The 26,463-nt window shown below is 47.0% G+C and carries 13 protein-coding genes and 1 pseudogene; 6 read left to right on the top strand and 8 right to left on the bottom strand.

Annotated elements, in window-relative coordinates:
• Positions 1–78 (top strand): annotated as a pseudogene (locus QUA97_RS28315) (D-galactonate transporter); the annotation flags it as partial.
• Between the two features lie 306 nt (positions 79–384).
• A complete protein-coding gene (locus QUA97_RS15505; RefSeq protein WP_333114479.1) occupies positions 385–876 on the top strand; it encodes a GNAT family N-acetyltransferase in 492 nt (163 codons plus the stop codon).
• A 63-nt stretch (positions 877–939) separates the two neighbouring features.
• Here the strand turns inward: QUA97_RS15505 and QUA97_RS15500 are convergent, their stop codons facing one another.
• Positions 940–1,683, bottom strand: a complete 744-nt coding sequence (locus QUA97_RS15500; RefSeq protein ID WP_333195160.1) for an HAD family hydrolase — start codon at positions 1,681–1,683, stop codon at positions 940–942.
• A 227-nt stretch (positions 1,684–1,910) separates the two neighbouring features.
• Positions 1,911–6,116, bottom strand: coding sequence for a CheR family methyltransferase (locus QUA97_RS15495; RefSeq protein WP_333195159.1), 4,206 nt, complete (start codon positions 6,114–6,116; stop codon positions 1,911–1,913).
• Between the two features lie 1,215 nt (positions 6,117–7,331).
• Here QUA97_RS15495 and QUA97_RS15490 point away from each other — a divergent pair.
• Positions 7,332–11,558 carry a chemotaxis protein CheB gene (locus QUA97_RS15490; RefSeq protein WP_333195158.1) on the top strand — a complete coding sequence of 1,409 codons (4,227 nt, stop codon included), beginning with the start codon at positions 7,332–7,334 and terminating at the stop codon, positions 11,556–11,558.
• 754 nt (positions 11,559–12,312) lie between these two features.
• On the opposite strand, the gene QUA97_RS15485 is transcribed toward QUA97_RS15490, so the two are convergent.
• Complete coding sequence (locus QUA97_RS15485; protein WP_333195157.1) at positions 12,313–13,722, bottom strand: adenylate/guanylate cyclase domain-containing protein; 1,410 nt, start codon at positions 13,720–13,722, stop codon at positions 12,313–12,315.
• A gap of 355 nt (positions 13,723–14,077) precedes the next feature.
• On the opposite strand from QUA97_RS15485, the gene QUA97_RS15480 reads away from it, so the two are divergent.
• Positions 14,078–14,608, top strand: a complete 531-nt coding sequence (locus QUA97_RS15480) for a hypothetical protein (protein WP_333195156.1) — start codon at positions 14,078–14,080, stop codon at positions 14,606–14,608.
• Between the two features lie 259 nt (positions 14,609–14,867).
• Complete coding sequence (locus QUA97_RS15475) at positions 14,868–15,767, top strand: ROK family protein (protein WP_194070189.1); 900 nt, start codon at positions 14,868–14,870, stop codon at positions 15,765–15,767.
• A gap of 344 nt (positions 15,768–16,111) precedes the next feature.
• Here QUA97_RS15475 and QUA97_RS15470 read toward each other — a convergent pair whose 3' ends face one another.
• The 4 genes from QUA97_RS15470 to QUA97_RS15455 all read right to left on the bottom strand — a co-directional run bounded on the left by QUA97_RS15470 (position 16,112) and on the right by QUA97_RS15455 (position 22,581).
• On the bottom strand, positions 16,112–16,537 hold the full coding sequence (locus QUA97_RS15470) for a hypothetical protein (protein ID WP_194070191.1): 426 nt from the start codon (positions 16,535–16,537) through the stop codon (positions 16,112–16,114).
• A 493-nt stretch (positions 16,538–17,030) separates the two neighbouring features.
• Positions 17,031–18,689 (bottom strand): CTP synthase, encoded by a 1,659-nt coding sequence (locus QUA97_RS15465; RefSeq protein WP_333195155.1) that lies wholly within the window; start codon positions 18,687–18,689, stop codon positions 17,031–17,033.
• A gap of 59 nt (positions 18,690–18,748) precedes the next feature.
• Positions 18,749–18,985 (bottom strand): hypothetical protein, encoded by a 237-nt coding sequence (locus tag QUA97_RS15460; protein ID WP_333195154.1) that lies wholly within the window; start codon positions 18,983–18,985, stop codon positions 18,749–18,751.
• A 56-nt stretch (positions 18,986–19,041) separates the two neighbouring features.
• The gene (locus tag QUA97_RS15455) at positions 19,042–22,581 is read right to left on the bottom strand and encodes a sensor domain-containing protein (RefSeq protein ID WP_333195153.1); all 3,540 of its coding nucleotides are present in this window, start codon (positions 22,579–22,581) and stop codon (positions 19,042–19,044) included.
• A gap of 137 nt (positions 22,582–22,718) precedes the next feature.
• On the opposite strand from QUA97_RS15455, the gene QUA97_RS15450 reads away from it, so the two are divergent.
• Positions 22,719–23,726 (top strand): zinc-dependent alcohol dehydrogenase family protein, encoded by a 1,008-nt coding sequence (locus QUA97_RS15450; protein ID WP_194070199.1) that lies wholly within the window; start codon positions 22,719–22,721, stop codon positions 23,724–23,726.
• Between the two features lie 517 nt (positions 23,727–24,243).
• Here the strand turns inward: QUA97_RS15450 and QUA97_RS15445 are convergent.
• The gene (locus tag QUA97_RS15445) at positions 24,244–26,124 is read right to left on the bottom strand and encodes a HEAT repeat domain-containing protein (protein WP_333195152.1); all 1,881 of its coding nucleotides are present in this window, start codon (positions 26,122–26,124) and stop codon (positions 24,244–24,246) included.
• Between the last annotated feature and the right edge of the window lie 339 nt (positions 26,125–26,463).

Below are 26,463 nucleotides of genomic sequence, written 5' to 3'. Positions count from 1 at the left end.
TTGGTTATTGGTTATTGGTTATTGGTTATTGGTTATTGGTTATTGGTTATTGGTTATTGGTTATTGGTTATTGGTTAACAGCTAACAGCTAACAACTAACAACTAACAATTAACGCCTAACAACTAACAGCTAACAGCTAACAGCTAACGCCTAACAACTAACAACTAACAACTAACACCTATAGCAATCCTTGCAGGAGTCGTAAATATTTTTACCCCACCCCAACCCTCTCCGCGAGTTCGGGGAGGGAGTAAGAAATTAACAAATGATTTAGGATTGCTATAACAACTAACAACTAACAACTAACAACTAACAACTAACAACTAACAACTAACAACTAACAACTAACAACTAACAGCTAACACCTAACAGTCAACCAAACCATGAAAATCAGATCCGCAGTAGAAAGCGATTTAGCAGCAATTGTTCAAATATATAACGCAGCAATACCGGGCAGAATGTCCACAGCAGATTTAGAACCAGTTTCAGTAGAAAGTCGCCTCGCGTGGTACAGAGAACATTCTCCCAATACCTGGCCGATTTGGGTAATGGAATCAGAACAAAATATTGTGGGGTGGCTGAGTTTTCAGCTTTTCTACGGACGCGCCGCCTATCAGCATACAGCAGAAGTTAGCCTCTACGTCTCGCCCGATCGCCAACGCTGCGGAATTGGACAAAAATTATTGCAATCGGCAATCCTGCGGAGTCCCGAATTGCAACTTAAAAACCTGATAGGCCTGATTTTTGCCCACAATCAGCCGAGTTTAAGATTGTTCGAGAAATTTGGCTTTCAGCAGTGGGGATATCTGCCGCAAGTCACCGAACTTGATGGCGTTGAAAGGGATATCGTAATTCTCGGTTTGCGTTGTTTGTAGGGAAACGGCAATGCCGTTTCCCTACCATCGGCCTGATTTGGAGGAGACGGCAATGCCGTTTCCCTACTCTGCTACAATTATGATTTCATCCAAAGATGCGATCGCCACATCAGCCTTTTCCAAATGACTAGCCAAAGCATTTCCCCAACAAATCCCGATACAGCCAGCCGCCCCCGCATTCTGACCCATCTGAATATCACCCGTTGAATCTCCCACCATCAACGTCGCTGCGGGATTTACTCCCAGTTGTTCACAAGCTTGCAAAAACAATCTCGGATTTGGTTTATTAAGTTCCGTGGAATCCACACCCATTTCTAACTGAATCCAATCGCTTAATTCATGGGTTTTCACAAATTTCTGCACCGCCGCCGTCGTAGCAGCAGACAAAATTCCCAGCTTTAAACCAGCTTCCGAAAGATATTTCAGCACTTCCAAACTGCCGACAAACATAGGAGAAGATGACGCATTTTTAAACATTTCGTCCGCTTCATCAAAAGCGCGGCCCGCAATAGTTAAAGATTCCAACCATCCCCTGCCAGTTTCCGCAATGTATCCCGCCGCCACAATCTCATTTTCTCTGCGACTGCCCACGGCTAGCAAACCCGTGGGGTCAATGCTGCCGCTTTCGATGCCGAAAGCCATTTGTAAAGGCTCTCCAACGCCGGGAATTTGAGCATCTGCGAGGCGCGATCGCTTAAGCCCCAAAAGTCTCAAAAACTCCTGAGAATCCTCTAGAGTGCCGTCTTTGTCAAAGATTATGGCTTGAATATTTGAGAAGGTAATATCCCGACATTTAATACTTACCAAGAATCATAACTCCCGAATTTCTATATTTTTTTGTATTGTCTCATCTTGTGCTCTTTTTGGCAATTGTTTTTAGATAAGATGGCGGTTGAAACCGCGTCTACACAAACGATGTCCGAGATTAGACGGCGGTTGAAACCGCGTCTACACAAACGATGTCCGCCTCCGCGGACTGAAGAAAAAAAAGATTAGACGGCGGTTAAAACCGCCGAATCTAATCTCCACATTGCTTAAAATTTTCCTGCTAAATTTGCCACTATTAATGCTATTTGAACTGGCTTCACAGGCTTAGCAATATGTGTTTGAAAACCCGCTGCGATCGCCCTTTCGCGCTCTGGCTCGCTCGCATACGCAGTCAGCGCCGCCGCCGGGATTTTTCCTCCGGCTGCTGCAGCCAGAGCTCGCACTTGCCGAATTAAAGAATATCCGTTTTCTTCGGGCATTCCCAAATCCGAAATCAGCACGTCATATCTGCCGGGATTTTCCGTCAAAGCAGCCATCGCTACTTTGACAGATTCCGCCGTCAATACCTCCGCGCCGTAGCTTTCGAGCACGAATTTTAAGAGCTCGCGGGTATCAGCTTCATCATCGACAACTAAAACCTGCAAATTTTCTAAAGAAGGGACACGATCGCCTAAAGTGTTCAAAGACTCTGACAGTGCAGCCGACTCTAAAGCGTTTAGCCGTGCAATATCTTCAGGGGAGCCTCGCAAGGGCAATCTCACAGTTATTGTAGTTCCTTTTCCATCCCCCTGACTATCCGCTTGCACCCTTCCCCCGTGCAATTCCACGAGATGGTAGACGATCGACAAACCCAATCCCAGACCTTGATTTGTCTTAGTCGTGCTAGAATCTCCTTGGCGGAAGCGATCGAAAATGTGCGGCAACAACTCCGGCGCCATCCCTTTTCCCGTGTCGGTGACTTGAATTTGAGCGCGATCGCCGATCGCCTGTAAAGCAACTTCCACTCGTCCCCCCCGTGGAGTAAACTTAATCGCATTAGACAAGATATTCCACACAACTTGTTGCAAGCGATCGGCATCGCCCAAGACAGTTACAGAAGTCAACTGCGAAACAATTTCAAGGTTTTTGGCCTCCGCTGATAATTGCAGCCCATCGATCGCAGCTTGCACCACAGAAGCCAGATCGATCGAACTAATATTGAGTTGAAGCTTACCGTTGGTAATCCGCGAAATATCGATAATATCTTCGATTAACTGAGCTTGCGTCATAGCGCTGCGCTCGATCACATCTAGGGCGCGATCGGTGGCTGCTTCTTTCAAGTTTCCGGTGCGGAGTATTTGCGCCCACGCTAGAATCGGAGTCAGGGGATTGCGGAGCTCGTGGGAGAGATTCGCCAGAAATTCATCCTTAGCTCTGTTAGCAATTTCTGCTTGTTGGCGGGCCCACTTTTCCTGCTCCAATAACTGCGATCGCTCTGTCTCAAACTGCTTGCGATCGGTTATATCCTCCACCGACAGCAGAATCATCGAAACCCTCTCTTCTGGCTCAACTTTACAAGCATTTAGCAGCACAGTTTTCGGCCCTAGCCGCTCAAAAACCTGCTCCACCTCAAAATTTTCAACTTCCACATTATTAAGCAGAATATCTTGCAACATACCTCGCAGTTGCGAGATATTCCACTGCCCGTCAGCAATTTCAAACAAACAAGTTTGGGCGGTTTCTGAAGATGAAACTTTAAACGTTTCGTAGAACGATCGATTAGCGGTATTCACTCGGAAACTAGCATCCAGCACGATTAAAGGAGTTGGCACACTTTCCACAATTGTTTCTGCATAGTTGCGGGCTGTTTCTAGGGTTGCAGCACTGCGTTTGAGATCGTCAATATCAATCAAAACCATCACCACACCCTCAATCTGGTTTTCCGCTGTACGGTAAGGACGAATGCGGAGGGCGTACCAATGTCCCAATGCAGTTTGCACTTCTTGTTCTTTGGTATTGAGAGTATCGAGCACTTCCCAAATCATCGCTTCTAAATTGGGAATTTCCAGATTGGCTCGGATGTCGCTAAACGGGCGCCCGACATCCGTAGAAATCAGATTGAACAGCCGCTGCGCCATCGGCGTAAAGCTGCGAATCCGCAAATCGTTTGCCAGCATTAAAATAGGAATACTGATACTTGCCAGCAAATTAGTTACATCGTTATTAACCTGCTGCAAATCTAGATTTCGAGTGCGAAGTTCCTCAACAGTGGTAATCAGTTCTTCATTAGTCGCCTGAATTTCTTCCTTGGCAGTTTCTAGTTCTTCGTTAATGCTTTGCAGTTCTTCATTGCTCGAAATAATTTCTTCGTTAGCAACTCTCAGGTCTTGATTGAGATTTTCTTGCTCCTCTACCACCGCTTGCAGGTGCAATTGAGCCACAGTTTTGTCTTGGTTGGCGGTGGCCAGTTCCTGTCTGAGCCGCACTATTTCCCGTTCCAAATCGTTTGGTTCTACGCTGTCAAAAGTTACGTCAGCCAGGTCGAGCGCTGGGGGTAAAGCTTCTTCAAACACTAACAAAAAATAGCGCACTTCAGCGATCGCAGGTTGGAACGGAATCACCTCAAAATTAACAAAATTCGTGAATTCGCCCTCTTGCAGCCTCACCCGTTCTTTTCTCACCGTCACGTTCTGAGTTTGCGCTTGATAAATAGCCGTGCGAAGTTCCAGAGACAATCCTGAAACCGCCATTGCAAACAAATTTAAACTCGGCGTTCCGGGTGTTAATTTCAAATAGCGATTGGTATCTCCCCGCAGTTGCACAATGTCCATCTGGTCGTTGACCACCGCCCCCACAAAAGCACAGCGAGTTAAAATCAATTGGTCTGTTTCGCGTCCCAAGTCAAAGCTGTTGGCAAAATTTGGATTCATTCGCTGGGAATTTTCTATTTGGTTGAGGGGAGAGAAACTTGTTGCAAAGGACAGTCGGGGACGAGTCGCCGTTAACTTTTTGGCATAAATTTTCGACTGGCCGTCGGCTAAATTAAATAAGTCCGAAGATTTCCCCGTACTTTCGGAAGTGCCGAGCATCAAGAAGCCTGTTGGGTTGAGACTGTAATGAAAAATCGATAAAACTCGTTTTTGTAAAGGTTCTGCTAAATAAATCAGTACATTGCGGCAGCTAATCAAATCGAGATTAGAAAAAGGCGGGTCGATGCCTAAGTTTTGTCGGGCGAATACGCACAGTTCGCGGACTGCTTTGCTGATGCGATATCGGTCTCCTTCTACGGAGACAAAGAAGCGAGTGCGTCTCTCTGGTGAAACGCCTAACATCTGGTTTTCTGTGTATAAACCAGACCGAGCTTTGCCGATCGCCCCTTCGCTGATATCTGTGGCAAAAATTTGGATCGGCAGCGAAAGATCCCGATCGCCCAAATACTCTAACAAGCAAATGGCGATCGAATAAACTTCTTCACCAGTCGAACATCCAGCCACCCAAATCCGCACCGGAGCCTCTGTTGATTTATTTTGGGTAATTGTGCGAAAAACTTGTTCTTTTAAGCGTTGAAAAACTTCTAAGTCGCGGAAAAAACTCGTGACGTGGATCAGGATTTCTTCATACAAAGCTCTGACTTCCGCCGGATGATCCAGCAAATATTGAGCGTAATCTTCCACTCGTTCCAGCTTGTACAGCAGCATCCGCCGCTGCATCCGCCGGTTCAGGGTGGCCGGTTTGTAGTGGCTGAAGTCAACGCCTGTACTGGATTGGAGCAGCGCAAAAATCGTCGCCAGGGCCGATCCAGGTTCGGGAAATTCCTCAGTGTTAACCACGGGAAGCGGCAGGGCGAGAAAGGCGTGGTGGCTGAGATTTGCCAGTTCCCGCGCAATTGCTTCAGGCGGCAGAATGAAGTCTACACTGCCTGTAGCGACGGCGGTACTGGGCATACTGTCAAATTTTGCGGTTGCTTCGCATTGAGCAAAAGTCACGCCTCCGGCTGCTTTGATGGCGATCAGCCCCAGAGCGCCGTCTCCATCGGCTCCCGATAAAACTACGGCGATGGCTTTTTGTCCCCAATCGAGTGCTAAGGACTCGAAAAACGCATCTCCCGGCATATATTTGCCAAAAATCTTTTCCCTCGGCATCAGTCTCAGCCTTCCTTCCTGCAGCCGCAGCTTGGTATTCGGCGGAATGATGTAGACATGGTTCGGTTCTGCGGCGATGCCGTCTTCCACCTCGCGCACGGGCATTTGCGTGGTTCTGGCAAGAATTTCGCCCAGCAAACTGTGGCGATCCGGCGCTAGGTGCTGGATCAGCACAAATGCCATGCCGGTATCTGCGGGTAAGTGGATCAGCAACTGGATGAATGCTTCCAACCCTCCTGCAGAGGCCACAATTCCGACGATCGGAAAAGGGGCATCGGTTTTAGCTTCGAGTTCTAAGTCGATCGCACTTGGGGCGATCGATCCCCATGTATTTTCGTTAATTAAGTTCATTTAAGTACCGCCGATTAGCAGCTAATTAATCTGATCAGCTTGAAAAAATATAATCGAGGTTAATTTATAGCAGTTTGAGTTGCTAAAATTGTGAAACAATCTTAGGGATTAGGTACCCTGTTAGAGCGATGGTAGGAATTGGGCCCAAATACTTAAAAAATCGTGTTTTTTGTATACTTTCGTCGGCGGCTGCCATATTCAGAAACTACGCACGAAATCGCTTAAATGCTATCCCCCCTAGGGCCTATTTGGTTGTCCCATCGTTCGGGCTGAGAACCTGCTCCCATACCCCCTACTTTCTGTTCAGAACACCCTATTTTAAGCTTTTATCGCCCACTTGGGAAGGTAGGGCTATTGGACTTTAATAAGTTTTTCCTTACAACTATGACATAAATTGTGGTCGGTTGCGGTAAATCGTGGGAATTAATTGTGCGATCGAGAGCGAGATATCTATTCTGCGTAAATCTCAGAAACCTGGTTTCTATCTATATTTATTGTCACCCAACCAAAAAGTCGTAGAAACCGGGTTTCTCTCCCCTGCGTAAATCTCAGAAACCTGGTTTCTATCTATATTTATCGTCACCCAACCAAAAAGTCGTAGAAACCGGGTTTCTCTCCCCTGCGTAAATCTCAGAAATCTGGTTTCTATCTATATTTATCGTCACCCAATCAAAAACTCTAAGAAACCCGGTTTCTCCCCCTTGCGTAAATCTTAGAAACCGGGTTTATATCTATTTGTAACGTTAGGTGATTGTTAACTGTTGACTGTTGACTGTTGACTCGATTTTATTATTCCAATGCAACCGGAAACGATCTAATATATATCAAAAATTAGAAGTTTTGGAAATATAGCCTTAATCAAAAAAGTTAGGTATTAATTTTGACATGAAAAGCTCGACCGTACAGAGTATCTGCATACCGGATCGGGAGCATTTGTGTTTTGCAAGAAGTATTTTTTTTATTATAATGCGAGCGTACACGCTCGCGTATTTTACTCGCGAGCGGGGACGATCGCGCGCTCAAATACAAAACTGAGATGCTTCCTACCCGCTTGTTCTGATAACCGCTATATCTAATAGTTATAAATACCTCCTCAATCCTTAAGAAATAGGGAGAATACCGACAATTTAAGTTAAAATAAAAATAGTACAAATTACTCAGTGGTCGGCTTACAAAAGTATGCTACTGATTAGCTGAAGTCGAGGAATTCAAATTATGACTTCTAATGAATCTTCCCCTGAAATTAAACCAGCAGAATCGATCGCCCCAGCCGCCCTCGACAGCCAACAATTAGCCGAAACTGAAGCCCCCTTTCCCATTGTCGGGATTGCCGCCTCAGCAGGAGGGCTCGAAGCATTCACGGGGTTACTCAGCCATTTGCCGGTAGATACGGGTATGGCGTTTGTGCTGATTCAGCATTTAGCCCCGGATCACAAAAGTCTGCTAACCGAGATTCTCGCCAGACAGACGAAAATGCCTGTTAGTGAGGTAAAAGACGGCATGGCTGTAGAGCCGAATCAAGTCTACATTATTCCGCCCAACACCAAGATGGTGCTGTGTAAAGGCGTGCTGCAACTATCCCCGCGCGAGAAGATTTATGGCAAATATATGCCGGGAGATGCGTTTTTTACCTCATTGGCGACCGATCGCGGCCACAAGGCGATCGCCGTAGTATTATCCGGGGGAGACGGAGACGGTTCCCTAGGGCTCAAGGCAATCAAAGCAGCCGGAGGCATGACTTTTGCTCAATGTCAAGACACGGCAAAATTCGATAGTATGCCGAATACCGCTGTCGCTACAGGGAATGTCGATTTTGTTCTGCCGCCGGAAAAAATTGCCGAGGAACTGGCAAACTATAGCGGCAGCGGCCTTCTAACTTCCACAATTTCCCTAGCAAAAGTTGAAGAATCGCCCGAACCGGGAGATGCCCTGGCAACTATTTTTGCCCTGCTAAAATCAACCGCAGGCGTTGATTTTAGCCACTACAAACCCACAACGATCGCGAGGCGCATCCAGCGGCGGATGGTATTGTACAAGCTCGAAAACCTCGATGATTATGCCGAATACCTGCGACAAAATGCGGCTGAAGTCACAGCTTTGTATGAAGAAATCTTGATCCACGTTACCAGTTTCTTCCGCGATCCCGAAGCCTTTGAAAATTTAAAAGAGCTGGTTTTCCCCGCCATTACCCAAAATAAATCGCCAGACGCTCCCATTCGGATTTGGGTGGCGGGATGTTCCACTGGTGAAGAAGTTTATTCGATCGCCATTTGCTTGTTAGAGTTTTTGAGCGATCGGGATCTTTCGCCCCCGATTCAGATTTTTGCTACAGATATCAGCGAGACGGCGATCGGCAAAGCGAGGTCTGCCATCTACTCAGAAAACCAGATGGTAGACGTTTCACCAGAACGCCGCGATCGCTTCTTTATTCGCGCCGAAGAAGGAAGTAGTTATAGAATCTGCAAAGCAGTCCGCGAACTGTGTGTATTTGCGCGACAAGACTTAGGCAGCGATCCGCCTTTTTCCAATCTCGATTTAGTTAGCTGCCGCAATGTCCTGATCTACTTGGGAGAGTCGCTGCAAAAAAAAGTGATGCCGATTTTTCATTACAGTCTCAACGCAGCAGGCTTTCTGTTATTAGGCAGTTCTGAAAGTACGGGAAAATTTTCATATTTGTTTACTTCTGTCGATAAAAAGTATAAAATTTATGCCAAAAACTTCACGGTGTCTCGTCCCACATTTTCCTTGGTGCCGAGTTTATATCCCGTCGCTAAAGCTGTTCGAGAACAGAGAATGAATGAAGACAATTCGATCGATAATTTTGACTTAGATCGCGAAACTGACCAACTGATTTTGAATCGCTATGCCCCAGCCAGCGTGCTTGTTAACGAGCAGATGAAAATCCTGCAAGTGCGGGGAGATATCGATCCTTACTTTAGAGTGGTAGCCGGAACGCCGGACTTAAACTTGCTGACAATGGCAAGGGGAGGCTTGCTTGTGGAGCTTCGCACCGCAATTTCTCAGGCACAATCGCAGAACGCGACTGTTAGGAAAGAAAGGGTATTGGTTGAATGGGGCGGGCGATCGGCTGCAGTGAATATAGAGGTGGTGCCGTTCCAGTCGCACACCACCGCAGCACGCTATTTTTTGGTGCTGTTTGAAGAAGTTTTAGCCCCGGCGATCGACTTTTCCACTGTCACCGCTGAAAGTGGCGATCGAGGTGATTCCGATCCCGAAAATGAGCGGCTGACGCAGGCGCTTGCCGCCGCTAACCAAGAAAAACTTGCGGCGCGATCGCACCTGCAATCGCTAATTCAGGAGCAGGAATATCTCAACCAAGACCTCAAAGTTGCCAACGAAGAAATCCTCTCCAGCAATGAGGAACTGCAAAGCATCAACGAGGAACTAGAAACGGCCAAAGAAGAGATTCAAGCTACTAACGAGGAACTCACCACTACTAACGAGGAACTTCGCAGCCGAAATCTCGAACAAAGCCGGGTCAATAACGATCTGACAAATTTGCTTGCTAGTATCAATATCCCAGTTTTAATGCTGGCAAACAATTTAGAAATTCGACGCTTTACGCCCACGGCGCAGAAACTTTTTAATCTGATTATCACAGATATTGGACGACCCTTTAGCGACATCCGATCGACTCTTGATGTTCCTGACTTGGAACAGATGATTTTGGAGGTAATTGATACTCTCCAGACGCAAGAACGAGAAGTTAAAACTTTGTCGGGATATTGGTACAACCTCCGCATTCGCCCTTACCGCACAACGGAAAACCAGATTGAGGGCGTGGTGATGGTTTTGATCGATATTGATGCTCTAAAACGCAGTGCCAGAACTTTGGAGGAGGCCCGCAACTACGCTGAAGCTATTGTGGAAACTGTGCAAACGCCTTTAGTCACGCTAGATGCTGATTTCCGAGTGCACAAAGCAAATCGATCGTTCTATGAAACGTTTCAGGTTTTATCCTCAGAAACAGCGAACTCTTCGCTGTTTGAGCTAGGAAACGGGCAGTGGAATATCCCTCAATTGCGATGGATATTGGAAGATATTCTGGTGAGCGATGTTCAGCTTCAAAACTTTGAGTTGACTCATTTTTTTGAGCATATCGGCTCCAAAACTATGCTGCTGAATGCTTGCAAACTTGAACGAGAAGACCGAGCTTTAATGATTTTGCTGTCTTTGGAGGATATCACCGCTCGCAAGCAGTTTGAGACAGAGCGATCGCAGTTATTGGAACAGGAACAGTTTGCCCGCCAAGAAGCAGAAATTGCTAACCGCACTAAAGACGAATTTTTGGCGAATCTCTCCCACGAACTCCGCAATCCCCTGACTCCGATCCTGGGGTGGGCGAAGCTGCTGCGTAGCGGGAAGCTGAAGGAAGCCGTCGCGGATCGCGCTCTAGAGGTGATCGAGCGGAGCGCGCTGGCGCAAGCTCAGTTAATCGAAGATATCCTGGATATTTCGCGGATTACTGGCAACAAGCTCGTTCTCGATACCAGTCCGATGGATCTGCAGTTAGTGGTGCAAGCTGCGCTCGACGGGGTTCAACTATCAGCGGATACCAAAAACATTGAAATTGTTTCGGAGTTGACTTCTATAACTGTTTTAGGCGATGCCGATCGCTTGCAGCAAGTTGTGTGGAATATCCTGTCTAATGCGATTAAGTTTACTCCACCGGAGGGACGAGTGGAAGTTTCCTTGGAGCCGATCGAGCTTCGCGCTCAACTTCGAGTTACTGACACGGGAAAAGGCATTGCGCCGGAGTTGTTACCGCATATTTTCGATCGCTTCCGCCAAGGAGATTCTAGCAGCATTAAGACGAATCAAGGGCTGGGATTGGGTTTGTCGATCGTCTACAATCTGGTGCAATTGCACGGGGGAATCGTGCTCGCCGAAAGTCCGGGGGAGGGAAAAGGAACTACAATAACTGTGAGATTGCCTTTGCCAGACTCGGCTGAAGTGTTGACAGGGGCGATCGATTTCCCACCAACTGTATTGGCTGCAAATTCAGGCGACGCATCTAGCGATACCGTCCCTTCTCTCGAAGGCTTGCACATTTTAGCTGTAGACGATCGCATCGATACGCGCGAGTTATTGGAATTTGTGCTCGAAAGCTACGGGGCGGAGGTTGTGACGGTGGCATCTGCCAGAAGTGCGATGGCTGCTTTGACTGAAAATCCCGGCAAATACGACGTGCTGATCTCCGATATCGCCATGCCGGAGGAAGATGGGTATTTCTTGATTCGAGAAGTGCGAGCTCTTGCTGAGGCAGCCGGAGGACAAATCCCAGCCATTGCGCTGACTGCCTATGCGAGCAAGCCCGAACGCAAAAAGGCGATCGAAGCAGGTTTTCAAAGGCATATTACTAAGCCTGTGAAACCCGTTGAACTAGCATTAATTGTTGCTAATTTAGTAGGACGATGTTAAATACTTTTGATCTAATATATAGCCCAATACGGTTTACTTAAGACGATCTCCCTGGCACACCCCTTAAGAAGCAGGGTGGTTTTATTGTCATCCTAGAAATAGGTACGTAATTGGGCTTTAGCCCTCTTTAGACGTATATATAAAGAGGGCTAAAGCCCAACTACGTACCTTTATTAATATAACACTTGCGTCCCAGACGCGAGCTTTGAGCGGTGCTTTCTGTCGTTTCAGATTTCTTCTCCCCACAATAAAACCACCCTGCCTAACCCCCCTTAAGAAGGGGAGTAGGGGGTGGGACAAGAATGCTCTCAAAGTCCCCCGACCTAATGGGGATGCGAGGGGGATCTCCGGGGCATAAATATGTTAAGTGAACCGTATTGTTCTATAGCCTTTCTCAGAAAGATGAGGTACTATCGGGCATTGGCCAAACAGGGCATTGGCCAAACAGGGCATTGGGCGGAGCGAAGCGGAGGGATTGGCCAAACAGGGCATACTAATCGTTACCAGGCTGTTCCTGGTAACAAGTAATATCAAATCCGGTAGCATCGGAATTATAAAATCGAGTCAGATCAAATCCGTGCTTCATAGTTCTGTATTCATCTCTCTCTTGTCTTCCTCTGTGTTCTCTGCGCCCTCTGCGGTTAAATCATTCCGATGCTACCGGAAACGATATAATTGCTTAAGTTATTAAATTTTCATTGCTAAGTGGTTCCCAAAAAGAGCCGGCAAACCAATATATTCGTCCCTGCAGAAATTAGTTTTTTTCAGCGATTAGTTCAGCAGCCAAAGCGATAACAGATTCCGTATTAATCCTCGCCGTATAAGCGATTTGTGGGCCTTGTATTCCCTTTAAATCTTCAACACGTTTGTGAATTTCCGACACACCTGTAGCTTTTAAGGCTGTCAAAAAAGCTGGGTCGTGATAAACTTCTTCGGAAAACGAAACTTCGTCACTTTTAGAAAGATTTTGAATGCGAGCCGCTTTGTTGACTGTAGAGCCGAAATAGTCGATCGCATTATTGAGATTTACCAGCAAAGCCGTCCCTCGGTGAATGCCCACGCTAACACGAATCCACTCTGCAGGCGGGCGAGTAGAGTTGTACTTTCTGAAACTGGCGACAGCAGCAGCCGCCGCCATAATTGCTTCTTCGTTGCTGATAAAAGAAGCCATAAGGGCATCGCCGATGGTTTTAATGACTTTGCCGCCAAATTGCTCTACCGACTCAAATAAAATTTCAAAATGATCGCGCACGATATTGTATGCTTTAGTATCTCCAAGGGTTTCGTACATTCTGGTAGAACCAGTAATATCGGTAAACATAATAGTAATCGCGCGAATCTTGACTCGCTCTCTTTCCGATATCGCTGCTTCGCCGAACAAACGCTTGTAATCTGGGTGGTGAAGCAGTTGCATTCCTGACAGTCGCAGGGGCAGTTGTTCTAATGTCAATTCCTCGGGCAATTCATCGGGATGCAAAATCAGCCCGGACAAATTGTGCTCGGTATTAGTTAGTTCGATTTTAACTTTTCCCGGACGCACAGTCAGCTTTTGTTTGTCAAAATCTGGCCCCGTTAACTGCTTGATTTTAATTTCTTGTATTTCTTCGGTTGCTTCGCCTTCAACTTTTAAAATCCCTTTAGCTAAGGTGAGGGGACAGCAGTACCGATATTGACCGCTTTCTAAGATAATTATCTCGGATGCGGTGCAGCATAAAGGTGTTACCAGTTGCAGTTTGTTATGAAGTACCGGAGGGGGAGCACAGATGGGGCGCAGTTTCGGGTCTTCGATTTCTTTGTTGAGGGAAAAAGTAACTTCGATGCGATCGAGCAAATCAATGTTAAACTCGCGATCGCACATCGGGCAAAAAGACATTTCCGATGCGTCTGCCAAATCCTTGAATTCGTCTGCTATCATGTTGCAGTGCGGGCAGTGAATGTCCCAGTGCAGGTCAAAAGTGCCGGCTTTTACTCCGTGCAGAAATTCTGAAGTAATTCTTTTAACATTCTTGACAGTATCGCCGGCTACGTAGTAAGGATTAATCCGCAATCTCTGCAAAATGTGGGAACCGATTAACCAGTTTTCGATTTGGTCGATCGTTCCTTTGCTAGAATTGGAACGTTGTTTAAGTTGTTCTACTTTTTCTGTTAATAATTCGATATTCACGAGCTGCTTGCCTTTGAGCGTCAGGGCAAGAAATTTTTAAGCATTGTCTCAGATAATTTCTTCGTCTGCTTGGTTCTTCCCTGACAATTCTGATAAATTTGCACCTGTCCCGCTGTCCCTGATCTGTGTATAAATCTTAACAAATTAGCAAGCTAAAGGCGATGTTTCTTTAGGCTGAAGGATGGGTCAGTTGTTACACAAGAGCGATCGCTGCATCTGTCTTCAGGAATATATTATAAAATGTCCGGCGAATTAATTATAATCAATCTTAGTTTCAAACAACAATTCAGCCCCAGAGGCTCTCGATTGAAACCAGACTAAAATAGCAAATATCCCACCCATCCCCATACCACAAATGCTAAACAAAATTTGGCAATTCCTCAAACAACTAATTCAGCGCCTATGGGGCTCCGCACCCCCACCAAAACCCCAAAATACCCCCCTCCGCCCCACCCTCACAGACGCGGAATACGAATCGAAATTTATGGAAATTCTGGAAGGGGTAAATGCTGGCTGGAGTCGAGGGGATGTCGCGGGATTTTTAATCGCAAAACGGCTTAAAGATAGTGAATTGGCTGGTTGGTTGCGACGGTTTGGAACTCGATTGTTTGAGGAGGAGACGCACGCATCATCCACCGCCCCTGCGGATGTGGTGGCTTCGCTGCAGGAATTGGCGCGCAGGCTGGGTTTGTTTGGTAGAATGGGTAGCGGGGAATTGTCGCAGGTGGCGGGGGATATTGGGCGGGAGATTTTGACGCGATTTCCGCTACCGGTGGTTGAGGATGATGTTGGATATGGGAATGTGATTGAGGCGGTGTTTGTTGGGAATGGTTTAGGTTTTTCTGGGGATGGGAATCGCAGCGGCGCGTCAGGTATGCCCGGATGAATTGAAATTAGATTGAGAGGCGAAAGCTTGGTATCATTGAGAGCGCGATTGCATCTGACAACTAAGCAATTGCTCTCCAACCACACTACGGTTAGTTAGGACAAATTGAATGGCCGAACTTGCCTATATCTAGCATTTTGGTCGAGTTGGGCGATCGGCATGATATTCTTAGCAATTAAGCACCGCTTCCGTCGGTAATTTTCACGCAATCAAATAGGACTAAACAAAACTGAAGTCCTCACTACAAACTCAAATCCTCATGATACAAGTAATCGGCATCGACTTAGGCGGCACCGCAATTAAACTCGGCAGATTTAGCGAAGATGGTGTTTGTCACCAATCTTTAACAGTTCCCACTCCTCAACCCGCAACTCCAGAAGCCGTCTTAGCTGCCATCACCGATGCTATTTTACAACTAAATCCTGCCGAAAATGCTGTAAGTGCGATCGGTATCGGCACACCAGGCCCAGCAGACGCCGCCGGCAGAATAGCCAGAGTCGCAATTAACCTCAAAAATTGGCATAACGTCCCCCTAGCTGACTGGTTGGAAGCCAAAACCAGACTGCCAACAATATTAGCAAATGACGCGAACTGTGCCGGATTGGGAGAAGCTTGGTTAGGTGCAGGAAAGCACTTTAAAAACCTCATATTGCTAACATTAGGAACAGGAGTCGGCGGTGCAGTTATCCTCGATGGCAAACTATTTACAGGTCATCTAGGCGCGGCAGGAGAGTTAGGATTAATTGCCATCAATCCCGAAGGCCCGGAGTGCAACAGTGGCAATCGCGGTTCTTTGGAACAATACATTTCCGTACAAGCAATTCGCCGCGACACTGGTTTGGAACCCCTAGAATTAGCAAATTTAGCTAAGTCGGGAGATGCCAAAGCTTTAGAATATTGGCAAAATTACGGGCGCTATCTCGGTATCGGTTTAGCAAGTCTGATTTATGTTTTAACACCGGAAGCTATTATTATCGGCGGTGGAATTAGTGCGGGTGCAGAGTTTTTCTTGCCTGCGGTTAGAGCCGAAATTGAGCGGCGGGTGCTACCTAGTTCTCGCGAAGATTTGCAGTTATTGCTTGCCAAATTGGGCAATCAAGCAGGTATGGCCGGCGCCGCAAAATTAGCTTGGCAGCTAGCTTTAATGACTAATAACTGATTGACTAATATCAATTTTGCTTGTACTTATACATGATGTTAACTGTTAACTGTTGACTGTTAACTGTTATTTGTTAGTTGTTATTTGTTATTTGTTAACTGTTATTTGTTAACTGTTATTTGTTATTTGTTATTCCAATGAAGAGAGGATTTGATATAACAACGAACAACGGACAACTAACAACTAACAACTAACAACTAACAACTAACAACTAACAACTAACAACTGCCAACTAACAACTAACAACTAACAACTGCTTTCCTAACAACTAACAACTAACAACTAACAACTAACAACTGCTTTCCTAACAACTAACAACTAACAACTAACAACTGATGACTTCTTCATGGCAGAGACTGCCCCGTCGTATTTTTGATGTATTCCTGAATTTTTTGATAATCGTCTGAGTTGCCTTCGCGCATGAGGATAATATTAGTCGCGCTGTCAGGCAGAAAAAAGCTGATTAGCCGACCGTTTTGTTCGCAAACAAAACAGCTAATTCGACTCAAATCGATCGCAAATTCCTTGCGGTCAAAATAAATTTTTATCCACGAACCTCTAGAATTGCGATCGATGGTTTTTTTGAGGTAATCGAGAACTTGCTTGTAAGCCTCATGATTGCCTTGGGGATGCAGGATAATCGGCTGACTGCTATTAGGCAGCCAAAATGTGATGCGCTTGTTATCCAGTTCGCTCGAAAAAGCACTAATAGTGTCAAGATCAATTATGTATGTATTTTTTTCATAAATAAACTTGCTCCAGTAAGCCACACAACCCTCCTCAAACCTGCGTTTCCTGGTATTTTATGATAGTTTGACAATTCATACCATTTTAGATTTTAGATTTTAGACTTCGGCTAACGCTCAGTCGAACGATTTTAGATTGAGAATGACAGATGATTTTGGGGATTGACCTCCTACCTGCCGTTGTATTGTGTTTTGAGATTGGTATCACTATTGAAATCACAGCTAAAAAATTCAGTAGAAATATAAGTATTTTTGCTTTTTACCTTTTACGTTTTCCCTTATGCCTTGGGGTACTAGCCCCCCAAACCCTATGTTAGGGCAGAGGTGAGGTTTTTCTGTCGTTAAGAATGCTGCCCGATATCATGTCCGGTAGATGAGACCCCTCTTAAATTCTATTGTTGGGTTGGGCGGGTGAGAGTACGATCGACTATCTGTCCTATGTGAATATTTGTCTGCACTCACCCGTCCCTACAGACACTTAATATATCAAAACTAATCGATCGCACAGGATAGGAGATTAACTTCCGGCAACTTTCCCCGCTACCAAGTCCCGAGAGTCAGTTTCTAAAACATCCTGCTTTCCCTGGGTGCTAGCCGCCTGGATAAACCCTTGAAACAAGGGGTGGGGGGCGCTAGGTCTAGATTGGAATTCAGGGTGAAATTGACAGGCGATGAAAAAGGGATGGTTGGGTAATTCGATCATTTCTACCAATCGGCCGTCGGGAGAGGTTCCCGATAGTGCATAACCTGATTCTAAGAACAGATTGCGGTAGGAGTTGTTGAATTCGTATCGGTGGCGGTGCCGCTCGTAAATCACTTCTTTTTGATAAAGTTTGAAAGCGAGGGTGTCTGGGTTGACGCGACACGGATACAAACCCAGTCGCATTGTACCGCCCAAATCGACTACATCTTGCTGTTCTGGCAATAAATTAATTACCGGATTTGCCGTAGTGGGGTCAAATTCAGCACTGTTGGCATCCTTCAGTTGGGCGGTGTTGCGCGCCCATTCAATCACAGCACACTGCATCCCTAAACACAATCCCAAAAAAGGTATTTTGTGCTGTTTAGCATATTCGATCGCCGCTATTTTGCCATCGACTCCCCGAATCCCAAAACCTCCGGGTACAACAATGCCGTTGATATCTTTGAGATAGTTATCGAGGTTTCCCGATTCTAAATCTTCTGAGTTAATCCAGTGCAAATTTACGTCGCAGCCGATCGCAATTGCCGCGTGCCGCAAAGCTTCAACCACCGAAAGATAAGCATCGTTCAAGCGCACGTATTTGCCAACCAAAGCAATCTCAATCTTGTGGCTGGGACTGTAAAGCCGCTTGACTAAGGTTTCCCACTGAGTCAAATCGGGTTGCCGCTGTTCGAGTTGCAGCAAATTGATGGTTTGTTCTGCCAAACCTTCTTCTTCCATCATTAGAGGCACTTCGTAGATACTTTTGGCATCTTGAGCCGTGATGACGCATTCTTCGGGTACGTTGCAGAATTCCGACAATTTTTGTTTGAGGCCCAAAGGTAAAGGCCGATCGCACCGACAGACTAGAATATCTGGTTGAATGCCGATCGACCGCAACTCCTTAACCGAGTGCTGAGTCGGTTTAGTTTTCATCTCCCCAGCCGAAGGAATCCAAGGTATCAGGGTCACGTGCATATACAAGACATTTTGCCGCCCGACATCCTTGCGAAACTGGCGAATTGCCTCCAAAAACGGCAAAGACTCAATATCTCCCACCGTGCCGCCGATTTCCGTAATCACCACATCCGGGTTGGTATTTTTTGCGACTCGGCGAATGCGGTCTTTAATCTCGTTAGTGATGTGGGGAATCACCTGCACCGTGCTCCCCTGATACTCGCCGCGCCGTTCCTTATTAATCACAGCTTGATAAATCGAACCCGTGGTGACGCTGTTGAGGCGAGACATGGAGGTATCGGTAAAACGCTCGTAATGCCCCAAATCCAGGTCGGTTTCCGCACCGTCTTCGGTGACAAAGACTTCTCCGTGCTGAAACGGGCTGAGAGTGCCGGGGTCAACGTTAATATAGGGGTCTAGCTTCAAAATCGAGACCGAGTAGTTTCGGGACTTCAATAAGCGGCCGAGGGAAGAAGCGACAATTCCCTTGCCGATACTGGAAACCACGCCGCCGGTCACAAACACAAATTTGCTCATAGGATTTTCAACTTTAGATGTTTCTCAGTTAAGGTAACACTCAACTTTAAGAGCTAAAATCAAAAATTGTCCAGCAGGGCTAGAGCATTTTTCCTGTACGGGTGGGGAGGCGATGGGTTGCAGATTGGCTCGATCGGGCGTTTTGCAGGGGTTTTGAGAGCGATCGCCCAAATTAACAACCTGTGCGCGAACATTTGTAGGGCGATCGCCCCACCACTCAAACAAAAAATGCTTTTTACAAAACCCAGATGCAGGCGATCGATCCAGAAACCGCAGATATCGGGCAGATGCAACACCGAACTCTATAATCCAAAACACAGATCCTCCCTTATTCCTGCTTTTTTCTTCCCAATTACCAGACTGGTTGACTTTCTATTAAAAGTGTGGCTGCGATGGTGTCTATTGGCTTTGAGAAAAAGTATCCCTGTCCGTATTCGCATTCCAGCGATCTGAGCAAATTAAGCTGTTCGATGGTTTCAATTCCTTCCGCAATCACATCCATGCCTAAATGACTGGCTAAAATTAAAATAGTCTGTACAATAGCTTCGTTGCCTTCGTCTTCAGTCATGCGGCTGACAAAAGCTCGATCGATCTTTAAAGCGTCAGTTGGAAAAGTGTGCAGGCGGCTCAAAGAAGAATAGCCTGTGCCGAAATCGTCAATATATAATTGAATTTCTAAATTTTTCAATTCTGCGAGGATAGCGACTGCTGATTCGGCATTGTCCATGATGACGCCTTCAGTAATTTCTACCTTTAAAGTGCGGGGGTCAAGCTGAGTTTCTTGTAAAATTTCGCGAAGGCGATCGATTAAATCCGGTTGTTTAAATTGTTGATTAGAAAGGTTAACGCTGACAGTCAAGGGCGGATTTGCGGGGAATTTTTGGTGCCACTCGTGGATCTGATGACAAGCCGATCGCATCATCCACCAACCAATAGGTATAATCAATCTAGTTTCTTCAGCTACTAAAATAAATTCGCCGGGAGATACTAAACCTCGCAAAGGATGATACCATCGCAGCAGCGCTTCAAAACCGCAGATTTTACCGCTGGTTAGAGAGACGATGGGCTGGTAGTAAAGCCGAAATTCATGGGAGTCGAGAGCGCGCCGCAAATCGTTTTCCAGTTGCAAAAGGGCGACGGCGCGAGTGTGCATACTTAAGTCAAAAACTTCGTGGCGAGCTTTGCCCAATCCCTTAGCATGATACATGGCAGCATCTGCATCTCGGAGCAGTTCTTCTGGTCGATCGTACAACATTTGGAACGGGACATTGGCAACGGGAGAGTCGGAAGACAAGCAAGACAAAGCAGTTGCCCGATCGATATTTTCGACATTTTCAGAGTCCGATAGTTCGCTGCTTTGCCTTGGCTGCGGAGGTAAACCAGAAGAAACAATGCCAATGCTAGCACTGCTAAAAACTTGATATTCGTTGAGGTAAAAAGGCTCTGCCAGTTCCGCTTGTACTCGTTCGGCAATTTGGATTGCATCTTCTGTATTGTTGATATTTTCTAACAAAATAGCGAATTCGTCGCCGCCGAGACGGGCAACGGTATCTCCAACGCGCAAACAGGTTTCCAGGCGCTGCGCGATCGCGATTAGCAAGCGATCGCCCACTAAATGCCCCAAACTGTCGTTGACAACCTTAAAGCGGTCGAGGTCGATAAACAGCACCGCAAACAAAACTTCGGGACGGCGTTTTGAAAGCTCGATCGCGTGTCTCAAGCGATCCATAAATAAAGCTCGGTTGGGCAAACCCGTTAGCGTATCGTGCAAAGCATCGTGTACTAACTTCTCTTCTGCTATTTTGCGGAGGGTGATATCTTCGACAGTGCCTTCGTAGTAAAGCAAATTGCCGCCAGCGTCGCGAACCGCCCGACCGTTCTCGGAAACCCAGATGGTGGTGCCGTCAGCGCGGTAAACTTGGGACTCGAACTCAGACACACAACCGTGTTTTTCGATCGCGCGCAAAAATTCGACGCGGCGGTTGGGATCGAGGTAGAGTTGGCGATCGATATTGTGTATGTTTGCGATCAGTTCCGGGGCTGACTCGTAGCCGTAAATTTTCGCCAAAGCAGGGTTAGCGCTGAGGTAGCACCCGTTGGGGGTTGTCTGAAAAATTCCTTCGATCGCGTTTTCAAAGATGCTGCGGTATTTCTCCTCGGCTTGTTGCAGCGCTTCTTCAGCTTGTTTGCGATCGCTGATATCCGTCAGCGTCCCGAGATAGCCGAGAACTTCCCCGCTGTTGGCAATTTCCGGGACTGCTTGCCAAAATATCCAGGTTGTGCGGTCGCCGTTGCAAAAGCGGTACTCTAATTTACAAGGCAACTTGTCTTTAACAGCGCCATACCACTGGCTCAAAACGCTCTCGCGGTCTTCGGGGTGCAAACTTTGAGTCCAACCTTCGCCGAGTGCTTGTGGGACTGTCAGTCCCGCCATCTCCAAAAATCGCTCGTTGACGTAAAAATAATCTCCAGCCGCGTCAGCGCGGAAAATCCCGACCGGCAGGATTTTTGCCAAGGTGTAATAGCGATATTCGCTTTCTAACAGGGCTCTGTCAGCTACTTTAGTCTCCGTGATGTCAAACATCGCGCCTTGAAGGATGACGGATTTGCTTGCTTGATCGCGAACTGCGATCGCTCGATCGCGGAACCAGACGACTCGACCGTTGCGGGCGATCGCGCGGTATTCTGAAACCAGCGGCGCGTCGCCAAAGATATCTTCCCCCTCGCTAAATTTCTGTGTGGCGTTTTCTACCAACACGCGATCGCGGTCTTCTGGGTGAACGAGTTTCAGCCACAAATCAGGGTCTGCCCTCCATTCAGCCACAGAATAACCCAGAAAAGTCTCGATTTGGGGGCTGATGTAAAGTTTGGCAGCGCTGCGGTTGAGGGGAGAAATGTAGGTGACAGCCGGTATTTGTTCTACGAGGGCGCAGTATTTGGCTTCTACCGTGCACAGCGCTGCTTCTAGGCGCTGCCGCTCTAATTCGGCGGCGGCGCGTCCGGCAAATATGCTGAGAATTAGTTGAAATTTAGTGAGTTCTGCTTCTAGCAAAGGTCGATCGTCGAAAATACAAATAATCCCTAAAGGTTCGCCGTAAGAGTTTTTGAGCAGGGCTCCGACGAAACTGCGCGAACCTGTAACTACCGCTCTGCGGTCTTGTGGGAAGGCTTCCACCAGGCCGTCTGGACAGGAGTACATTGCCTGCTCGAACACTAGGGTTTCGGGAGTATTGGCGGTGTCGCACTCAAAATTTGGCTGTAGCTGTCCGTCGCTCCAAAAACTGAGCACTTGCAATCGATCGGGAATTGCATCGCTGCGTTCGATCGACTTAATCGACTTGGCCGCCACGGCGCAGCGAACTCCGAGTGCAAAGGCCAAGTGGCGAACTAAAGTATCAAAGAATTCCGATCCTCCCGGCGCATCAGTACCTGCTAGGATGTGGCCGAGCAAGTCTCGATCTAATTCCGGGGAATCGCTGACAGCGGCTTGGTTGCTGGCCTGGGGGCGAGAGGGATTTTGGGTCATCTCTCCCTCCACGCTCAAACTTGTGGTTTTACTGGTGCAAGGCCCCACAACAGGTGAAGAGTTTACTGTTGGGCGCTGTTGCTGGGGGCATAATAGAGCGCGGACAATACCTAAAATTTTACGCAAGAATCTGTCAGCGACGGGGAACAGATTTGAGTTGGGGAAAAGCCAAAAGTTTTTCGGAATTTTCAATTTTGCAGGTAAATCGCCGTTTAATTCTGGCGGCTGTGGTTGCTCTGCCGGCGGCAGATTGGGAGGCCTTCGCTGCAATTTGAGATAAATCACTCCGGCAAAAGCTAAAGTCGCTGATAATCCTAGAAGGTATACAAGAATCTCAAAGTAAAAAAATAAATCTCGATCGAACATTGATTAATACCGCTCGACAATTATAGTAGTTATCTGAAGGTAATCTATTTATTAAAAATAACTAAGTATTGTCACTAATGGGTAGCGCGGACAAGGTAGGATAGCAGTGAAGGCGACAATGCAAGTTAATAACCCTGATGAAAGCGATCGTTTTTGAAACGCCCGGAAGCGCGTCCGTGCTGAGACTACAAGATATCCCCGCCCCTACTATACAAACAGAAACTGAAGTTTTGGTGCGGTTGCGGGCGGCGGGAGTCAATCCGATAGATACTAAGTTGCGATCGCGCGGCACTTTTTATCCAGAAAAAACTCCTCACGTTTTGGGGTGTGACGGTGCTGGAATCGTAGAATCTGTCGGTGCTGCGGTGCAAAGTTTCCAAGTGGGAGACGAGGTTTTTTTCTGCAATGGCGGTTTGGGCGGGTTGATGGGTACCTATGCTGAGTTTGCCGTTGTAGACGAACGTTTCCTCGCCATCAAGCCTGCTGCTTTAAGTTTTGTTGAGGCGGCGGCGGCACCGTTAGTTTTAATTACAGCATGGGAATCGCTGTACGATCGGGGGCGGTTGCAAGCTGGCCAAAAAGTATTGATCCAAGCTGGTGCCGGCGGTGTCGGCCACGTCGCGATACAGTTGGCTTCGTTGCAAGGTGCTGAGGTTTGCACTACTGTTGGTTCCGAAGCCAAAGCCGAATTGGTACGGCAGTTGGGTGCAGATTTAGTTATTTTATACAAAAATACCGATGTTGTCGATGAGGTTTTGACTTGGACTCAAGGACAAGGAGTTGACTTGGCTTTCGATACAGTCGGGGGAGAAACTTTTTACCAAACTGTTCCGGCTGTGAAGATTTATGGCGATTTGGTAACAATTTTGGAACCCGATCCGGCTTTGGGGAATTTAAAAACAGCGAGGATGCGAAATCTGCGAATTAGTCTGGAATTAATGTTAACTCCGATGTTGCAAGGTTTGGCGGAGGAACAGGAACAGCAGGCTCATATTTTGCAGCAGTGCGCTGGTTTGTGCGATCGTAATTTGCTCAAAATTCATGTCAGCAAAACTTTCCCGCTAGCACAAGCTGGTGCTGCTCACGAACTGTTAGAAACAGGCTCTGTAACAGGTAAAATAGTTCTTGAAATTCCCGGAGATTGAGATTTCGGGCGAAGGGAATTGGCGGCGAAGAGAATTTGCAGCGGGATCATCTCATATTTGTAAAAATACTTCTTTTGACTCCTTCTTTCTTCCTCTTTCCTCTTTCCTCCTGTCTCCTGTCTCCTGTCTCCTACCTCCATTTTTTAGCTTGGCTGCAAAAGTGAGATGCTCCCCTTGCAGCCGACTACGGGAGCGGGTTGAAAATATTGTGAATTCAACCTACATTCCGCCCTTCAAATTAAACCTAAAATAAGGTTTAAAACAAGAATGCAGTTCGCTTGCTCGTGGTTGAAATCCTCAGAAAATCAGTCATATCATGTCCGCAATACGAACCGTCCGTTTGTGTTATTAATCGCTCGGACATGATGTCATATAAAATCCTCTCTTCATCGGGATAACAAATAACAGTTAACAAATAACAGTTAACAAACAACAGTTAACAAATAACAAACAACCGTTAACAAATAACAAATAACCGTTAACAAATAACAAATAACCGTTAACAGAATCTAAAACCTCAAATTTCCCATCTAAAATCGCGTAACTTACCGTCTCTACCCAAAGCTTCATCGGCCAATTCCACCATCCAGCGATTCGGCCGCGCTTGGGGTCTGGCCGCGAGCACCAAGGCCCAAGCTTCTGGTTCTTTACCCCGGCCCAACAGCGCAGCACAAACAGTCAAAGCTGTGGCTGTTGAAAGGCTGATGCCACTTTGACAGCAGACGAGCAAATTGCCGGAGTTCGCCGACATTTTGAGGGCAAAGTCAATAATTTGGAGGACGTCATCGAGTGTAGCTAAAACCAGATCGGGGTCGTCAATGGGGGTTTCGAGGTCGTTTAACAACCGTCGCAGTCGGTTCGGGATTTTGTGAAAACTTTTGGGTTCGGGTAGGCCCGGAGTGCCGATCGAGATTAAGTATTTGAGTTGCCGTCCCGCAGCGCGATCGATAATGTATTCAGTGGCTTCTGCTTCCGAAGCTATCAAAATTTTCGGCAGTTTTTCACCCAATAAATCTGCAGAAGTTGAGGATTTAGAATCAACAGTGTTTACCTCAACGCTAACATCCGGTAAGTATTGGGCCGCCAGGGCGCGAACGTCAGCAACTTCGCGGTTTAAAGCTGATTCCAGAGCCAAAATTGCAGCACCCGATCCAATTTGACCCAAGGATTTAACAGCTTTTTGACGGACTCCAGGGGTTTCGTCCCCCAGCAGATGCACCAAACCTGCGACGGACTCCTCTGTAGCAATTTGCCCCAAAGCAGCAGCAACTCTCCACCGGACATAGGATTCGCTGTCGCCTCGCGCGATCGCCAGTCCCGCAGCCACCATTTTTTGCAAGTTAGCATCTGAGCCTGTATTGATGTTCCCCAGGGCCACCGCCGCCCTGCCGCGCACGAAAATATCTCGATCCCAGAGCGATCGCATTACTGCCACCGCAGCCACCTCGCTGCTGATTTCCCCCAAGGCAGAAACTGCACTGCCGCGCACGTCTGAGTCGTTATGGTTGAGGGCGGCAAGCAGCCCCGCCACAGCCGTTTCCGTGCCGATTTGTCCCAAGGCCTCGGCAGCCCTCAAAGAAACGGCGTAGTAGTCGGGATCGTGCAGCAATTCTACTAAGTGGGGTACTGCGTCGGGGTCGCCGATTTTCCCCAAAGCCGCCGCAGCCCGGGCGCGCACTATTTGATTGGTGTCTCGGAGGGCGGCAAGCAGCCCGGGAAGCATCTCAGAGCCCCCAATTTTCCCGCAGTTGACCGCCGCCCGCCAGCGCACTTCGGGGTCTTGGTGTTTGAGGGTGGTAAGCAGTGCTCTGACGGCTGTTTTCGGCTTCATTTGGCCCAAGGCCCAAGCAGCCTTGGCGCGCACTGCTGAGGTTTTGTGGTTGAGGGCTTCTAGCAGTGCTGTGACTGCTGGTTTCGAGTCAATTTCTCCTAGGGCCCAAGCGGCCCAAGCTTGCACTTGGGAATCTTCGGATTCGAGCGATCGGGCTAATTCAATTACTGCAGCTTCCGAGCCAATTTTGCCGATCGCCCGAATGCTGTGAAGGCGCACGGCACTTTGTTTGTGGTTCAATGCTTTGACTAGGATCGGAATTGCCCAGTCGGAACCAGTTAGTGCTAGCAGTTGAATTTTTAGCAGTGGCGAAGTTGGGATTTTTTCGATTAATTTTATTGCTGTTTTTTGAAATTCTGGTTTGAGAGTACCTGCTAGCTTCGAGCCTAGTTTTAAGTTTACTTTTAAAGCTAATTTGATGGCGCGCAAAGCCATACTTTCCTGTTCTACTTGTGGCAATATTGTCGCCAAGGCGTGCATCCCTTGTCTTTCTTTCAAATATTTTTGTTTAAATTGAGCATCGCTGAGCTCTGGTAGCTGTTGGATGAGGGTTGCTGCTGAGTTCATTGATTTATCCTCATATTTTGGCGATCGCTTGAGATTGCTCTTTTAAACTCACCGAAGCGTCCATTTTAGATTTTAGATTTTAGATTTTAGAATTGCTCCACAGATTAATCGGGAAGCTTAAACTCTGGTTGATTTTTTTTAGTTAGACACTGACTCTCGCATCAGCGACTTGTACCTGTTTTTGGGCGGGCTCATAAAAAAAAATTAGCTGCACCTACAAAACTCAAATTCTCATAAAACTTGTACTACTTTTAAAATATGTCGAATTCGACTATTTTTGGCAATTCCTCAATAATTAATTATCTAAGTTGTTTTGGCGATCGGCAAGAAAGTTAGTAG

It is taken from the genome of Microcoleus sp. CZ3-B2 (assembly GCF_036705055.1).
In the GTDB taxonomy this organism is placed as follows: domain Bacteria; phylum Cyanobacteriota; class Cyanobacteriia; order Cyanobacteriales; family Microcoleaceae; genus Microcoleus.
The sequence above is the reverse complement of the archived record's forward strand: the minus strand, read 5'-3'. Positions and strand labels throughout refer to the sequence as shown.

Bases quoted from the DNA above. Each gene is read 5' to 3' on its own strand.
- QUA97_RS15455 (WP_333195153.1), bottom strand. From the start codon at position 22,581: ATGTTCGATCGAGATTTATTTTTTTACTTTGAGATTCTTGTATACCTT.
- QUA97_RS15445 (WP_333195152.1), bottom strand. From the start codon at position 26,124: ATGAACTCAGCAGCAACCCTCATCCAACAGCTACCAGAGCTCAGCGAT.
- QUA97_RS15465 (WP_333195155.1), bottom strand. From the start codon at position 18,689: ATGAGCAAATTTGTGTTTGTGACCGGCGGCGTGGTTTCCAGTATCGGC.
- QUA97_RS15450 (WP_194070199.1), top strand. From the start codon at position 22,719: ATGAAAGCGATCGTTTTTGAAACGCCCGGAAGCGCGTCCGTGCTGAGA.
- QUA97_RS15480 (WP_333195156.1), top strand. From the start codon at position 14,078: ATGCTAAACAAAATTTGGCAATTCCTCAAACAACTAATTCAGCGCCTA.
- QUA97_RS15490 (WP_333195158.1), top strand. From the start codon at position 7,332: ATGACTTCTAATGAATCTTCCCCTGAAATTAAACCAGCAGAATCGATC.
- QUA97_RS15495 (WP_333195159.1), bottom strand. From the start codon at position 6,116: ATGAACTTAATTAACGAAAATACATGGGGATCGATCGCCCCAAGTGCG.
- QUA97_RS15475 (WP_194070189.1), top strand. From the start codon at position 14,868: ATGATACAAGTAATCGGCATCGACTTAGGCGGCACCGCAATTAAACTC.
- QUA97_RS15505 (WP_333114479.1), top strand. From the start codon at position 385: ATGAAAATCAGATCCGCAGTAGAAAGCGATTTAGCAGCAATTGTTCAA.